Source organism: Rossellomorea sp. QJM3NY_18 (assembly GCF_056173145.1).
This window is the reverse complement of sequence record NZ_CM149659.1, coordinates 2,207,958-2,222,474: the sequence shown is the minus strand read 5'-3', so window position 1 is coordinate 2,222,474 and position 14,517 is coordinate 2,207,958. Positions and strand designations below refer to the sequence as shown.

Below are 14,517 nucleotides of genomic sequence, written 5' to 3'. Positions count from 1 at the left end.
ATGTGTTTTATTGAGATTCAATGATTGAAATGGTTTCGTTGATATCAGGAAAAACGCCTGTATCGAGTTTGGAGTAAATCTTTTTCCCGTCTACTGTAATTTCGAATGCCCCTCCGGAAGACGGTATCAACGCCAGTTCCTTTATATCGGATCTGAAATGGTTGAATAACTGTTCCGCGAAACTCGCGGCTTTAGGCGCATAGTTTCACATCATACAGAATTCAATCTTCACAGCTTTCATCAAAATCATCCTCCCTCCGCCTTAGGTCATTTTCAACGTGTATGTTCATTTTATTACAGGGGAAATACTTGTGCAAATATTCAAATCTCTTCCTTATTTCTGTATCTCCTTCCTTCTCCTTTGCTCAATTGTATTTTTATCCTGTACAATGAATTTATTCATACATAAAGGGGTGAATAAAATGAGCAAGGAAGAGATCATCCGCTTAACAGAACTTTCTTCAAAAGCTGGCTGAGGCTGTAAACTTAGTCCTAGTGACTTGACGCAAGTTTTGCGTCAACTACCTCCTCAACCCTTTACGAAAGAATTATTAGTAGGGAATGAATCATCCGATGACGGCGGCATCTTTCAGCTGACAGATGACCTCGCCATGGTTCAAACGGTTGATTATTTCACTCCGATTGTGGACGACCCTTACCAATTCGGTCAAATTGCTGCTGCAAATGCTCTAAGTGATGTATATGCGATGGGTGGAACGCCGAAAACCGTTTTAAACATTGTAGGCTTCCCGATTAAGAAGCTTGGAAGCGAGATGCTTGCCGCTATCCTTAAAGGGGCACAAAGCAAAGTGATAGAAGCCGGTGCCGTAACCGTGGGAGGTCATTCCATTGACGATCAAGAACCTAAATTTGGTCTTAGTGTGACCGGAATCGTTCATCCGAAAAAGTATTGGACCAATACCGGTGCACAAGAAGGAGACGTCATTGTATTGACAAAACCATTGGGTGTAGGGATCTTGACAACCGGGATCAAGCGAAGGGCTGTGACTCCCGCTCAGGAAGCGACTGTAATCGAGGTTATGAGCATGCTGAATAAAACGGCTGCAGAATTGCTGCGAAAATTTCATCCGAATGCTGTGACCGATGTGACGGGATTTGGATTGATGGGGCATGCGTATGAAATGGCGAAAGGCAGTAACGTATCAATTGAAGTCTCTTATTCCTCCATCCCACTTTTAGATGGGACGAGAGAATTAGCAGATCAGGGAGTGATTCCTGGGGGATCGAAAGCGAACGCTACTTGGCTTCAAGACATGGTGCATTATGATGCGTGTCTTACCCAGGAAGAACGATGGATCCTCTCAGATGCCATCACTTCCGGAGGTTTACTCGTCAGCATGCCTCTTTCCGAAGGGGAAAAATATGTAGAAGAACTTCAGCGTCACTCCATCTCTGCCAGTGTCATTGGCCATGTCCGACCGCAACAAACACGGAGTATATATGTAGAAAAATAAAAAACGGTGATCCCTTTGAGGAAGTAAACAGCTCAAAGGGGCACCGTTTTTTGTTCTTCAATCATTTTGAAGAATTGGCGGGTTATTTTTTTGGATAAGATTCTCACCTGGAAAGGAAATCGATTTGTTTCCTTTGTAAAAGAATTGAACCAGATTACTTTTTCATCGAAAGCGATGAATGGTATCGAAGTGGTGGATTTTTTCATTTTGACGCTTGAATAGGACTGTGAACCACTGCCTGTTTGACTGAAAATCGTCACCTGTTTATCCTTTGCTGCCATTTGTAAGGCCCGCATCATATCGTTTGGGATCTCTTTTAAATCCTGGACATTCACCACGATCTGAGCTTTTGCAGCTGCCATATCTTTACCCAGCTTATGGTGGTCATCGGTTCTGAACCACTTCATTTTCTTTGTGGAAGTTGGAATGAGTGAAGCGCTCGATTCATTATGGACTTCCTGCTGAAGGTGAGAAATGAATTGATGGACAGGTTTAGAAGGATGAGTCTTTTCCTGTATGAATCGATCATTCCCCACTAAAATAAACTTCCCTTTGGCTCGGGTGACGGCTACATTGATCAACCTCTCGCTACCTTTCCGGGTAATCAACGTACCCGGACTGCCATGGGACTCCCCATCGACTAAATCGAAAAGAATCATATCATTTTCCGACCCTTGAAAGCCATGAACCGTGGCAGCGTATAGGTCGGCTGAAGGAGCAATACTCCTTACCAGTTCATCGAGTAAGAGGTTATACCATTTGGCCTGGGCCCGATACGGGGTCACAATCCCAATGGAAAGTAACCCATCACGTATGGATTGGAGCGTCAGCTGAATAGTGACTAAGCTGGACAACAGATTCCATCGTGATCCTTTTTGGGTTTCTGCCCACTCCGTCCCTTCTCTCAGGGAAAATAGTACCGCTCCATGTGACGGGAAGGGTTTTTTATTTGTGATGATTTCCCGAATCGTTTTGACCGAACGATGGTCCCCCACCTGTGAATGATAAATGTACCGATTGGTGAATGCCGAAATGCTGGGGTGCATCCTCCTTTGTTCCGGAAGTAATAAGAGATGGGGGTGATCCAGTCCTTTCTCGACGGCTCCTGCCACTCCGGCTGCATGAAAGATGTCTTCCTTCAGCCACTTGGCTGCCAGGGGATGAAAGGAAGTTGAGATGGGGGGAAGCTGTTTGAAATCTCCACATATGATGATCTTCTTCCCCATGGTCGCAGCGAACGCCACTTGAGGTATATAGGCCATGCTTGCCTCATCCACGATCACTAAGTCGAACTCCTCTTCATACAGAAGTCGGTCAATGGCCGCCTTTGAAAGGGTTGTCCCGATTACCTTAGCCTCCGAAACTAACTCTCCTTCCCTTTTTCCTCGGAGAGAGTCGGATCCTGTTGTTCCAGTAATTGAAGAGCGCTTAAATCCGTCACGTCACCGCTATAGGTTTTCCTGCTTGTACCATACCGGATCACCTCTCCAGGGGTCCAACGGTCATGACTGCTTAGAAAACGATACATTTCTTCTATTAATACATCCACTGCTGCATTACTATGGGAGAGAAGCAGCACTCTCTTCCCTTCTGAATAATGATAAGCGGCCACTCTTGCAAGGGTATAAGTTTTTCCTGTTCCAGGTGGTCCCCACAGGTACGTAACAGGATTATGCTTACTTCTGACATAAGCTTCATGCAATGGGGTCTTGTATTCGTATTCAGGATGTCTTTGAGCAATTTCCGGAAACATCACCTTCTGAATGCGCTTGGATTTCCCATGGCGTTCCCTTGCTTCATCCAACCGTTCCATCAGCTTCTCAAGGATATCCCATGGCTCGTGAAGGATCTGTCCGTATGGTAGAGTATCCCCGAGGAACTGATCGAGCTCTATGATGCATTCTCGTTCTTCTGAATTAATCACGATCCCTTGGGTTGAAGAATGCTTCCGTTTATATAGGACGCTTCCCCCTTCAGGCAGCGAAGCGGGATAGTGAAGGGTGAACCAATAAATATAGGCGCCTTCTTCTTTTCGGATGCATCTTCCCTCTTCAATGAGGATCCCATTCGTTTCCCGTTTTTTTAACTGCAGGATCTCCATATCCAAAGCAGATTTCCACTCTTCTATCATGTCTGTTGTCTTCATTTAAATCACCTTTGTTAAACGATAAAAATTCAAGACCTTTATCATAACAATTTATGTAGTAGGTGTACATGGATATTGCCCGATTAGGTACCTTTTTCAATCATATAAATAGAACCGATTCAGTGAATCGGTTCGTATCCTCATTATAATTCTGCTGTTAATTGACTCAATTGATCTGCAGAAGTCGTTAGAAGGGAAATGGCGTTAGAAATCTCCTCTACAGCCAGTGAAATCTCTTTCATCTCTGTTTCTACATGCTCACTTTGGCTCTTCGAGGAATAAATGGATTCTACAATTTCGTGAAAGAAAATATGAGCTTGATTTGTAGAGTCCATCCCCTTCTTAGCAGTCTCTTCAACCGAAACAATATAACCAGAAATTTTATCCACTTGTGATTTTGTCCCGTTAATTAGACTGGAGACATTGGTTACAGATTTTTTTGTCTGCTCTGAAAGTTTTCGTACTTCTTCAGCTACTACAGCAAACCCTTTCCCATGTTCCCCTGCTCGTGCAGCTTCTATACTAGCATTAAGAGAAAGTAAATTCGTTTGCTCTGCAATGGTTTGCACGATTGAAACGATATCAAAAATTTGGTTGGAAATATGTTGTAATTGACCGATCTCCTTCAGCATCTCTCTCAAGTCAGACAGGATTTTACTCATATGGTCTTTCTGAATCCCCATATTACCCTTTCCCTCAATTGAGAAATGACTGATTTTTTCAATTGATTGAGTTCCTTTGACCGATAATAAGCTAACCTCACTCATTTTTGCATTAATTGAATCTAAAGAAGCCATTGACTCTTCTGATATTGCCGATAAACCGATAGTGGCTTCACGGACATTTTCATTCATCTTTTCTTTTAAACGTTGAGACTCAGCTCTAACACCTTCGATTTCTTCTTCATATGCTTCTAAAACCAATTGTTGCTCCAAATTTAATATCTTGGTGAAGGCATTAATAACCTTGTTATAATCATCTATGTGTGTAAAGTAACGGTACATCACTGTGAAAATGATGGTTTGAAGGTTTTGAAAAGAAGCAATGTACCATTTTGTGGGAAGTCCTATATGTATATGCATCTTAGCGATTTTTCTGCGTTTTTCAATGAATGGTTGATCAATGATACCGTTTGTCAATTCAGTGACATGGATTGCTAGCGTATGTTTTAAACGATCTATAGAGCTGTATTTTTCTATAATCTCCAATAAAGTAGGGTTATTTTCAATTGGATTATAAAAGCCATCAATAATTTCTTCAATATTCTCCACTAGATAAGATTTGGTAGAAGATAATACAGCTAATTCCTCTTTAGACAATCGAATCATATTTAATTGTTTTCTTACATCTTGTGAAACCTCGAGTTTTACTTCCTGTAACTTTGATGCTTCATTTAGTCTGTTATTTTCTTTGTGTTTCAACCTATTTTTTAATAGCACTATTTGTACCCCTCATCATAATGATAATTAGAATAAAAATCCTTTTATGGAAATCTTGCGTGAATAATATAACAAAAAAACACCCTAATGAGTAGTATGGGTGTTTAGAGAAAATTGTGACAAAAATAAGAAATTACATGGGTTTACCTTCCTCGTCCTCTTCCACGAATCGGTCAGCATAATAGAGGACATCTTCAACATATTGTTCGCTATGGTTGTAGGCAAATACAGCTTGTTCGAGCTTTCCTTCAGCAGCTCCATTATGAGCCAGATAGTTGGCGGCACTGAATATGGCATCTTCAATCTGGAAAGGATCCGCTTTTCCATCCCCGTTTGCATCCACGCCATATCCGCCATATTTTTCAATGACGGCAGGGTCCGTTTTTTGATATGTTGGGATATCCCCTTTTCCGAGTCCCGAACAACTTGGATGTGACCAGCCTACAAAGGTACAGGGCATAAACTGCATGTGGCCCTCTGCCCCGGCTGGAGAGACAAGGGACTTCATGGTGGAGAATTTCGTTTCAACCCTGTGGTGGGCAGCTAAAAGATACCAGGGCACTCCGTATTCATCTTCAGCTGCTTTATAGATGGGGATATATTCAGAAGGTATCTCATTTTTTCCAATCGATGAGAGGTTAAATGATGGGTCATCATAATTGAGTGCATAATAAATAGCTAAAATGATGATGGGGATAAGAAGCATTCTTATGGGTGATGATTGCTTATTTTTTCTTGACTGCTTTTTTCTGGCCTGTTTTTTTGTCATTGATGTCGATCCTTTACAAGGTTATGGCTGCACCTTGTATTCTAATATGAGAATTCATTTATGACAATCCATTATGTAAAAAAAGATGCCCCCTAAGCAGAAGGCTCTCTGCTTCTAAAGGACATCCATCCATTATCTATTTATTGTTAACAAACAAACGCTGCTCCAACGATAATTAAAAGGATGAATAAAACTACGATTAACGCGAAACCACCAGCGTAGCCACCACCACCGCAGCCATATCCATATCCAGGGTATCCATATCCATACATCATCAGTCACCTCCAGTTATCTTACTACGATATTAATGTATGTAGTGGACAAAATGTAGGTTAATTAAAATCATCAAGCATTTCCCATCCAGGTTCTGCATACGGATCGAAATCCGCATAAATAAAGGTTTTTGGTTTTTAAATAAGAGAAAAAATGAGTAAAATGTCTAGTTGAACCTAATGAAAGTATAAATAAAGCGCCTGGAAGTTTCCAGGCGCTTTTAAGTCGTTTACATGTGTTCTTTAGGTTCTTTTGTTTTTCTTGGCTTAGGTTTAATGTATAACCCAAGTTCCTTTTTCTCCTGGTTCAATGACTTGTACAGAGAAACCATCATGAGTGCCATGATCACCGAGAATGGCAGTGCTGCAACAATCAATGCATTCTGTAAAGCCTGTAACCCTCCGCTGTATAGTAAAATTAATGCTACGGTAGACTGTGCGAGTCCCCATGTTAGTTTTACATAGTTTGGAGGGGTTAACGAACCATAAGTCGTTTGCATCCCCAACACGAATGTAGCCGAGTCAGCAGATGTGATAAAGAATGTTCCAATCAATGTAATGGCAATGACTGAAAGAATCGTTGACCATTCAAATCCGTTAAAGACAGCAAACAATACTTCTTCCGTTTTTAAATCAGAAAGAGCTGCGCCGGCTTGTTGAACTTCAATGGCGGATGTACCAAAGGTAGCGAACCAGATGAAGCTGACTAGAGCAGGTAATAATAATACACCAATCAGGAATTCACGAATCGTTCTACCTCTTGAAACACGTGCGATGAAGATACCCACGAACGGTGACCATGAAATCCACCATGCCCAGTAGAAAATGGTCCAACCATTGATCCATGAACGGTGCTCTTCATTTAATGGAGCGATCCTGAAACTCATTGCGGCGATATTTTGAATATAAGCCCCAATCGTATCAGTAAACATATTGAGAATTAATAAAGTCGGTCCAATAAAGAATACCAGTACGAGAAGCAATACAGCGAGTACCATATTTGTATTGGATAAGTACTTGATACCTTTACTTAACCCGGACCATGCAGAAATCATGAACAGAACGGTTACAATCCCGATGATGATCGCCTGGACGGTGAAGTTGTTTGGAATATCCAACAGATAAGATAATCCTCCGTTAATCTGTGCCGCTCCAAATCCGAGGGTTGTGGCTACCCCTACAACCGTAGCGAATACAGCCAGGACATCGATGATCGTTCCGAGTGGTCCATTCATCTTATCGCCAAAGATCGGTTTCAATGTCGCGGAAATTAACCCAGGCTCATCTTTTCGGAATTTAGAGTATGCAAGTGCTAAAGCAACGATCGCATAGATCCCCCATGCGTGAACCCCCCAGTGAAAGAATGTATAACGCATTGCTTCTTTAATCGCCTGGTCGGTCCCCCCTTCTGCCATCGGAGGGGTCATATAGTGAGACAGCGGTTCGGCTGCCCCCCAGAATACTAATCCAATTCCCATTCCTGCACTAAACAACATGGCGAACCATGTTCCTCTTGTATACTCGGGTTTTTCATCCGGTTTTCCTAATCGAATTGTTCCCATGGGACTAAAGATTAAGAACACACAGAAGATGACAATCACTGTAACTAAAATAAGATAATACCAACCAAAAGTTGAAGTGATAAATGCTTGCATTTTTGTTGTTACGTCTTCAAATGATTTTGGCGCGATTGCTCCATATGCAACGGAAGCAACAACCAAAATGACGGTAATCCAGAAAACATTTGATATTCTCTTCATAAAATTCTCCTTTCCGTATTTAGGTTTTTGTTTTGACTCTTTCTAAATGAAGGGAACTACAGTGGGATTCGAGGTGTTTATGAATTCGTATGTACACCTACTGTCTAGACCCCTCATCGAAGAGTCCCGGTTAATGCAAATGGGAAAATGTGCATTCTGAGGATGAGGGAATGATTACTTATTACCTATTCCCTTGTCACTCTCTTATAAAACCAACATTTGTTACCCTATCAGAAAGAAGTTTAACTTTGCAAGTGAAAACCATCATTATTTTTATTAGTCTTTGTCTTTTTTTCATTTTCATTCCTTTTCTTTTAGATCGATTTCCCCTTAATATCAAAATCTTTTTAACGAAGCTTAGTTGGAAATGAAACCGCTTCATCAAAGGCCCTGAGTGCAAAGGTTTAGTGTTCTGCTTAAGTGAGATTTTATGACTATATAGGAAGAAGTGATGCGAAAGAGAACACGATTAGAACCCGATGCCAGAAAGGATGAATTGGTAATTTTGCCATGATTTTAGTATGGTGAAACGCCTCCAGTAGTGGAACATATAAAGAGACATATGTGAGGAGGAAATTCCATGAAAAATAATAATAAGAGAACACAACATGAAGCAGCAAAAAAATTGGCACAACAACAGATGGGTGAAGAAATCGAGTTAAAATCCGTTGCTCCATCAGCAAGAAATAGCCGTAAGGAAAAGTAGGAACTCCGTCAGCCGTTATTACGGGAAATAAGTCAACGAATGAAAGAGGACGCCAACCGGCGCCCTTTTCATTCATTATTCTTCAATAATTTTGACTTTCACATTTCTTACCCCATATTGAAGGGCATCTTTTTCTTTTTCCATATAGATATCGATGCGGTTCCCTTTGATGGCTCCACCGGTATCTTCTGCTCGGGCATAACCATACCCTTCAATGTATACCTTGGACCCTAGAGGTATGACGTTTGGATCGACTGCTATGACTCTCGCATCAGGATTCTCAATCAGGTCTACCCCTGTCTTCGTAATACCGATACACCCATCACAATGTGCCGTATAAGCAGTTGCTTTGATATCTAATTCTTTCACAACGTTATCAGTTTGTTGATCAGTGGTCTTTGCTGCTTTCACTGCTTGCGTTTCCTCTGAATCATTATTCACAGAATACCCTTCTTCTAACAATTGCTTGCGTGTGCCGACCTCGTCGACGGAAACATGATATCGGTTCGCGATTTCCCAGAGGATATCGCCTTCTTCTATATTATGATAATCATTGATAGCAGTATCATTACTCTCTGCAGAAACAGAGGCAAGTCCGATTGAAAGAAAAACTGCGAAGGAAAAAATGGAAAATAAACCTTTTTTCATCTTGTCAAATTCCTCCTTTTGTGTTTGGCCTTTAGACCAACAGTTGAAATAGTAACATAGACTTACCTCAGATACATAACAAACTGTTTATAAACCAATAACAATTAGATGACAAGCATGTAATATTTCTACTATTGAGTCGACCTTGTCGTACTTAATCCTATGTATTTCTTATAGAGGGAAATATTGATAGTTAATGAGGAAAATAAAAGTGTAAACTGGAGGGATCATGATTCATCACTATCCGGAATAAACAAAAAACCACTGAGAATCTCGTCTCAGTGGTTTAGAATCTATTATTTTGTTTCAAGAATTTTTACGTTTACTGTTTTTCTTCCAAAATCAACGGCTTGATCTTTTGATGGAATGAAAACATCAATTCGGTTTCCTTTGATCGCTCCGCCGGTGTCTTCCGCAGTAGCATAGCCGTAGCCTTCAACATATACTTTTGATCCAAGCGGGATGACATTAGGATCTACTGCAATTACTTTAGCATCCGGATTTTCTTTTAAATTCACACCGGTAGCTGTAGTACCTGAACAACCTTCACAATCGGCTGTATAAGCAGTTGCTTCCACAGTAATTTCTTTCACTGCTTTTTCTTCGGCAGCCGGTTCAGCTTGTACAGGTTTTGCTTCTGCCGTTTCCGCTGCAGGTGCTTCAGCTTCTGGAGCTACTTCTGCTTTTGGTTCTGGAGCAGGCGCTTCTGCCTTCTCAGAAGTATGTGCAGTAGCTGAAGGTGCTTTATCGTCTAAGTTGATGACTAATTCTTGGCCAGGGACAATCAGGTCACTTTCAAGTGCGTTCCATCCTATCAAGCTGTCCACTGAAATACCATATAGGGAAGATATTCCCCAAAGGGTGTCACCTTTTTTGACTGTATAGTATTCCTTTGAAGAAACCTGTAATTCCTGATCAGGATAAATGATGGATGAACCTAAGTTGTTCCATGTCATGAGTTGATCAACGGATGTTCCGTATTCATTTGCAAGTCCCCATAAAGTGTCGCCTTTTTTTACTTCTATGTCTTGTGCTGAAGCGCTAGCTCCACCAGATACTGCAAGTGTTGTAAATGCAGCCACAGAAATAATCGATTTTTTTAGTTTCATTGAAAAATTCCTCCTTATGTAGCTAGCGGTTTATTTATTTTTGCTAACAGGGAAAATACTAACATAGTAAAATCTCAATTCAATAACAGGAACTTTAACATCGTGCGTCAAGAATATTTCACTACTGTAATAGAAAGCGATTTCCTGTATAAACTATCATGTAGAGGAATACTATGGAAAAAAGTTTAGAATAATATAGATATAAAGGATATTTATGGATTTATTGGTGGTAGAGTATTCCCCTTTGGTTAAATGGCATTTGAGACAAGCAAGGTCAATTAGCGTCAGAAAATAATTGAATGAAATGCATTTATTAGCAGATCGTGACGATTATTCCTTAACAAGCTTGACTGTTCCCTCTATACTATAGAGAGAACAATGGTTTGTATTGGAGGAATAGCTGGATGGAAAATCAAGAAGAGATTGTAGTCCTTTATAAAGATGATCCCGACGAGCATAGTGGTCGTTGCGAATGTGGAAATAATATTTTCAAATCAAGGGTACTGGATGGGAAGTTTTATCGTAAGTGCCAGGAATGCGGGAAAACCAAAATCGTATAGCGTGGAAAGAAAAGGGAAACCGGTTGAATCCGGTTTCCCTTTTCTTTTATTTGTTAATTTTCCGAATGATGGTGGAAGCAAATTGGACCAACTCGTCTGTTGTGTGATTGATTTTCTTGATTGCCTCTACGATATGATTTAATTCTGATTGGTTTCGTTTAAACATATCCATATAGTTTTCCATTTCCATCTGGACCGTCATGATCCCGCTTTGAACATTTCCGATTTCTTTACGTGAGTTTTCGGTCAGGTCTGTCATGTTTCGAACACGATTTGAGACCACTCCGATTTGCTTATTGCTTTCATTCACCAACTGATGAATGGATGTGCTTAGTTCTTTGGAATCTTCGGCAAGCTTTCTTACCTCCGAGGCAACGACTGCAAACCCCCTGCCTTCATTTCCTGCCCGTGCGGCTTCAATGGAGGCATTCAATGCCAGAAGATTTGTCTGTTCAGCGATTTGCTGGATTGAGTTAGAAAGAGGCGTGATCTGTTCTGCAATGTTCTTAACGCCCTGGATTTCCTTAAGGAGCGTGTTGATTTGCTCTGTGATGACACCAAAGCTATCTATCATATGATCCGTTTGATCTTTATTCATTTTTGATAGTTGAAGAAGATTTTTGCTGCTTTTCTCAGTATTTTCCGATTCTGCACGTATGCTTTCAGCTTTCTTGGCAGTCTCATTCAGGCTTTGCTCCGTTTGACTGAGTGATGATTCCAGTTCTGTATTCATATTGAGCATTTCTAGTTGCAGTGCCTGATTTTCCTGATGCAGTTTTTCAAGCTCGTCCATCCTGCTCTGAATATAGTATTCTGAAACGATGCTTGCATCCAGATGGATACCATGATCGATCGCAACAAGTACAGATGCAAGTTTAGAAGGTTCGTTTTGGTACAGTTCTACAATTTTTGGGATTAGTAAATGTTGAATGGTGGTGTAAGTCGAAATAAACCAATCGATTGTTACCCCATTCCGGTTATGGGTTTTTCCCATTCGCTCCCTCATTGAAAAATACTCATCATTCAACTCACCTGAAAATAAAGAACGGAAATAATCGTTGAAAACGGACTTTAATCGTTCCCTGCTGGAATGGTTCTCGACAATATCCACTAAACTTGGATGCTTGTATAAGTGATCGAGTACAGTATCTAGCAGGATGTCAGAAATTTGATCGTATACGGGGAGAATTTCTTTTAATTCCTGTAAATGGTGCTCCTGAAACTGCATGTAATGAAGCCGTTCATTCAGTTTCTGGTCGCTTAGGACAATGACATTTGATTCAGGTACCATTACGGGTTCAGACTTCGGTTTTCTTGAAAATAATACAGCCATTAAGGGGATGCCTCCGATAACAATGTTATTTATTGGTCGTTATGTATAAATTTTGTACAACGTCAATATCTTTACTTTACCCCAACTTTTTTCCTATGACAATCATTTTGTTCGTAAAATTTCAAAAACTTCTATGTATTGATTTAATCGATCTTTTTCAGCAGATCCACCTCTTCTCATATCCTCGAAAAATTTACTGGGACAGAACCATTCCCTTGCATCACTATTGCGTGAATGGTTATACAAAACATATACAAAGAGAGGGACGGACCTTGACTCATAGGAGCTGCTCCTAAGAATCGAGGTCCGTCCCTCACGCATTATTCTGTTATGATAATGGGTTCGTTATGTGTAATGATGATGGTGTGTTCAATTTGGGCGACCAGGCTGTTGTCTGGGGTGATGTAGGTCCAACCGTCACCTTTCTCCACTACGTTTTGGGCTTTGGTGGAGATGAATGGTTCAAAGGCGATGACCATTCCCTCCTTCAAGAGTGCATTATCCCATGGGTCGAAGTAATTCAGGATATGATCCGGCTTCTCGTGCAGGGAACGCCCTACACCGTGACCGGTCAGGTTCATAATGACCGTATAACCATTTTTCCTGGCTTCATTATTCACGGCTTTTCCAATCCCATTTTGTTTAGAGCCGGCTCTTGCCTTTTGAAGTCCTGCCTGGAAAGACTTTAATGCAGCGTCGCATAAATCCTTCAGCTTGGGATCACCCATTCCGACAATAAATGAAATGCCAGTATCAGCATAATATCCATTTTTTGATCCTGAAACGTCTATATTGACAAGATCCCCTTCGTTTATCACTCTTTCTCCGGGAATCCCGTGGGCAACTTCTTCATTAACACTGATACATGTATACCCCGGGAAGTCATATTCTCCTTTAGGACCTGAAATCGCGCCATTTTCTTCAAACATTTTTCCTGCTAAATCATCAAGTTCCTTCGTCGTTACGCCGGGTTTTGTTTGAGAGCGTAATTCATCGCGGATCATTGCGACAATACGGCCAATTTCTTTGAGTGCCTGTAAATCTTCATCAGTTTTGACTATCATAATATCTTCCTTCTCTTTTTGAATTTCCTTCCCTTACTATACATAAACCTCATTCATTTTTAAAGGGAAAGCCCCTGCTTTCATGAATATGTATCACTTCATGGCCAGCCCTGATTTCTTCATAAAGGTGCTTTCCATCATTAGCTTTTCCTTGGACAAATGATTAAATCAACAGAAAGAGTACGGGAATGACAAAAGACATGATGGTTGCGGTCAACGCCATGGCGGCACCACTTACGGCCCCTTCTTTTTCACCTTCTTTAATGGCCTGTGCCGTACCAACCCCGTGTGAGATGACTCCGAATGGGAGTCCCCTGGCAATAGGGTGCTTAATTCCCATCGCCTTAAGGAGAGACGGAATGATCATTGCCCCTATCATCCCTGTGACGATGACAACGGTAGGAATGACCTCGATCTTTGCCCCGATTACGCTGCCGATGTCAACTGCGACAGGCGTCGTAATGGTCTTAATCAGTAGTGAACGGTTCCACTCATCCGGAATCCCCAACCATAGGCTGAGGGTATAGGATACAAGCATGGACAAGCCGCTTCCAAATAGGATGCCCACCAAGATCGGCTGGAAGTTTCTCAAAAGCAATTGTCGGTGTTGATAAAGGGGGTACGCAAGAGATACTGTCGCAGGTCCAAGTAAATAAGTGATGAGTGAAGTGTTCTGTGCAAAGGTTGAATAGGAAATATCCATAGTGAATAATGTGGCAATAATCGCAATCGTACTTAAGAAAATCGGAATCGTTAACGGATTGGGCAAACATTTATGAATCTTGACACCCAATGAAAAATATAGGAGAGAAATGCCTATTGATAGTAGAGAATTAATAAGACCGGTCATATTTCCTTTTCTCCTTCCATTTAATGAACACCTCTGCTGAAACCGAAGTGGCCAAAAATCCAATCATCCCGCTTACAATGAGAACGATAACCAGCTTCCAGCCATATTTGATAAAATAATGCCCGAGAACAATGGCGCTGACAGATAAGGGAAGGAAAAAGAAGGAGAAGTGTCTTAAAAAGAATCCTGAACCATCCAACAGTAAACGCTCATTCAGTACCCCTGTTAATAATAATAGAAATAATAGCAGCATCCCGATAATACTTCCGGGGATCGGTAAATGAAAGAATGAGGTACACCATCTTCCGAGTTCATAAAATAAACAAAGAATCGTCATCTGTATAATGATCCGAATAGCCTGCATATATTTCTCCCCTCTTAATTAT

The 14,517-nt window shown here is 41.0% G+C and carries 14 protein-coding genes and 2 pseudogenes; 3 read left to right on the top strand and 13 right to left on the bottom strand.

Annotated elements, in window-relative coordinates; translation table 11 throughout:
* Positions 1–7 precede the first annotated feature (7 nt).
* Positions 8–193, bottom strand: a pseudogene (locus AC0VXY_RS11335) (Rdx family protein); the annotation flags it as partial.
* A gap of 229 nt (positions 194–422) precedes the next feature.
* On the opposite strand from AC0VXY_RS11335, the gene selD reads away from it, so the two are divergent.
* Positions 423–1,475 (top strand): selenide, water dikinase SelD, encoded by a 1,053-nt coding sequence (gene selD, locus AC0VXY_RS11330; RefSeq protein ID WP_475525301.1) that lies wholly within the window; start codon positions 423–425, stop codon positions 1,473–1,475.
* 32 nt (positions 1,476–1,507) lie between these two features.
* Here selD and AC0VXY_RS11325 read toward each other — a convergent pair whose 3' ends face one another.
* The 6 genes and pseudogenes from AC0VXY_RS11325 to AC0VXY_RS11300 all read right to left on the bottom strand — a co-directional run bounded on the left by AC0VXY_RS11325 (position 1,508) and on the right by AC0VXY_RS11300 (position 7,861).
* Positions 1,508–2,821 carry a DEAD/DEAH box helicase gene (locus AC0VXY_RS11325; protein ID WP_475527856.1) on the bottom strand — a complete coding sequence of 438 codons (1,314 nt, stop codon included), beginning with the start codon at positions 2,819–2,821 and terminating at the stop codon, positions 1,508–1,510.
* Positions 2,822–2,838: 17 nt separating this feature from the next.
* Positions 2,839–3,621: an AAA domain-containing protein gene (locus tag AC0VXY_RS11320; RefSeq protein WP_475525300.1), complete on the bottom strand. Its 783-nt coding sequence runs from the start codon at positions 3,619–3,621 to the stop codon at positions 2,839–2,841.
* Positions 3,622–3,764: 143 nt separating this feature from the next.
* Positions 3,765–5,060, bottom strand: coding sequence for a protoglobin domain-containing protein (locus AC0VXY_RS11315; RefSeq protein WP_475525299.1), 1,296 nt, complete (start codon positions 5,058–5,060; stop codon positions 3,765–3,767).
* Positions 5,061–5,193: 133 nt separating this feature from the next.
* The gene (locus tag AC0VXY_RS11310) at positions 5,194–5,829 is read right to left on the bottom strand and encodes a lytic transglycosylase domain-containing protein (protein ID WP_475525298.1); all 636 of its coding nucleotides are present in this window, start codon (positions 5,827–5,829) and stop codon (positions 5,194–5,196) included.
* A 146-nt stretch (positions 5,830–5,975) separates the two neighbouring features.
* Positions 5,976–6,056 (bottom strand): annotated as a pseudogene (locus tag AC0VXY_RS11305) (YjcZ family sporulation protein); the annotation flags it as partial.
* 275 nt (positions 6,057–6,331) lie between these two features.
* The gene (locus AC0VXY_RS11300; RefSeq protein ID WP_435990683.1) at positions 6,332–7,861 is read right to left on the bottom strand and encodes a glycine betaine uptake BCCT transporter; all 1,530 of its coding nucleotides are present in this window, start codon (positions 7,859–7,861) and stop codon (positions 6,332–6,334) included.
* Between the two features lie 580 nt (positions 7,862–8,441).
* Between AC0VXY_RS11300 and AC0VXY_RS11295 the strand changes: the two genes are divergently transcribed.
* Positions 8,442–8,567, top strand: coding sequence for a hypothetical protein (locus AC0VXY_RS11295; RefSeq protein WP_435990684.1), 126 nt, complete (start codon positions 8,442–8,444; stop codon positions 8,565–8,567).
* 75 nt (positions 8,568–8,642) lie between these two features.
* On the opposite strand, the gene AC0VXY_RS11290 is transcribed toward AC0VXY_RS11295, so the two are convergent.
* Both AC0VXY_RS11290 and AC0VXY_RS11285 read right to left on the bottom strand, forming a co-directional pair.
* Entirely contained in the window at positions 8,643–9,215 is a 573-nt protein-coding gene (locus AC0VXY_RS11290) for a 3D domain-containing protein (RefSeq protein ID WP_475525297.1), read from the bottom strand.
* A gap of 296 nt (positions 9,216–9,511) precedes the next feature.
* Entirely contained in the window at positions 9,512–10,324 is an 813-nt protein-coding gene (locus AC0VXY_RS11285) for a 3D domain-containing protein (protein WP_435990686.1), read from the bottom strand.
* A 404-nt stretch (positions 10,325–10,728) separates the two neighbouring features.
* Here AC0VXY_RS11285 and AC0VXY_RS11280 point away from each other — a divergent pair, with 404 nt between their 5' ends.
* Positions 10,729–10,884, top strand: a complete 156-nt coding sequence (locus AC0VXY_RS11280) for a DUF8096 family protein (RefSeq protein ID WP_098440347.1) — start codon at positions 10,729–10,731, stop codon at positions 10,882–10,884.
* Between the two features lie 46 nt (positions 10,885–10,930).
* Here AC0VXY_RS11280 and AC0VXY_RS11275 read toward each other — a convergent pair whose 3' ends face one another.
* From AC0VXY_RS11275 to AC0VXY_RS11260, 4 genes are all read right to left on the bottom strand, one after another.
* Positions 10,931–12,217: a methyl-accepting chemotaxis protein gene (locus tag AC0VXY_RS11275; protein ID WP_435990687.1), complete on the bottom strand. Its 1,287-nt coding sequence runs from the start codon at positions 12,215–12,217 to the stop codon at positions 10,931–10,933.
* 320 nt (positions 12,218–12,537) lie between these two features.
* On the bottom strand, positions 12,538–13,281 hold the full coding sequence (map, locus tag AC0VXY_RS11270; protein ID WP_475525296.1) for a type I methionyl aminopeptidase: 744 nt from the start codon (positions 13,279–13,281) through the stop codon (positions 12,538–12,540).
* Between the two features lie 163 nt (positions 13,282–13,444).
* The gene (locus AC0VXY_RS11265) at positions 13,445–14,131 is read right to left on the bottom strand and encodes an LrgB family protein (RefSeq protein ID WP_475525295.1); all 687 of its coding nucleotides are present in this window, start codon (positions 14,129–14,131) and stop codon (positions 13,445–13,447) included.
* Positions 14,115–14,495, bottom strand: coding sequence for a CidA/LrgA family protein (locus AC0VXY_RS11260; protein ID WP_435990690.1), 381 nt, complete (start codon positions 14,493–14,495; stop codon positions 14,115–14,117). The genes AC0VXY_RS11265 and AC0VXY_RS11260 overlap by 17 nt, the downstream gene beginning before the upstream one ends.
* Positions 14,496–14,517 lie beyond the last annotated feature (22 nt).

Coding starts and splice junctions, on each gene's coding strand:
- AC0VXY_RS11285 (WP_435990686.1), bottom strand. CDS start 10,324: ATGAAACTAAAAAAATCGATTATTTCTGTGGCTGCATTTACAACACTT.
- AC0VXY_RS11280 (WP_098440347.1), top strand. CDS start 10,729: ATGGAAAATCAAGAAGAGATTGTAGTCCTTTATAAAGATGATCCCGAC.
- AC0VXY_RS11290 (WP_475525297.1), bottom strand. CDS start 9,215: ATGAAAAAAGGTTTATTTTCCATTTTTTCCTTCGCAGTTTTTCTTTCA.
- AC0VXY_RS11260 (WP_435990690.1), bottom strand. CDS start 14,495: ATGCAGGCTATTCGGATCATTATACAGATGACGATTCTTTGTTTATTT.
- AC0VXY_RS11320 (WP_475525300.1), bottom strand. CDS start 3,621: ATGAAGACAACAGACATGATAGAAGAGTGGAAATCTGCTTTGGATATG.
- AC0VXY_RS11265 (WP_475525295.1), bottom strand. CDS start 14,131: ATGACCGGTCTTATTAATTCTCTACTATCAATAGGCATTTCTCTCCTA.
- AC0VXY_RS11300 (WP_435990683.1), bottom strand. CDS start 7,861: ATGAAGAGAATATCAAATGTTTTCTGGATTACCGTCATTTTGGTTGTT.
- AC0VXY_RS11310 (WP_475525298.1), bottom strand. CDS start 5,829: ATGACAAAAAAACAGGCCAGAAAAAAGCAGTCAAGAAAAAATAAGCAA.
- AC0VXY_RS11295 (WP_435990684.1), top strand. CDS start 8,442: ATGAAAAATAATAATAAGAGAACACAACATGAAGCAGCAAAAAAATTG.
- map (WP_475525296.1), bottom strand. CDS start 13,281: ATGATAGTCAAAACTGATGAAGATTTACAGGCACTCAAAGAAATTGGC.
- AC0VXY_RS11275 (WP_435990687.1), bottom strand. CDS start 12,217: ATGGCTGTATTATTTTCAAGAAAACCGAAGTCTGAACCCGTAATGGTA.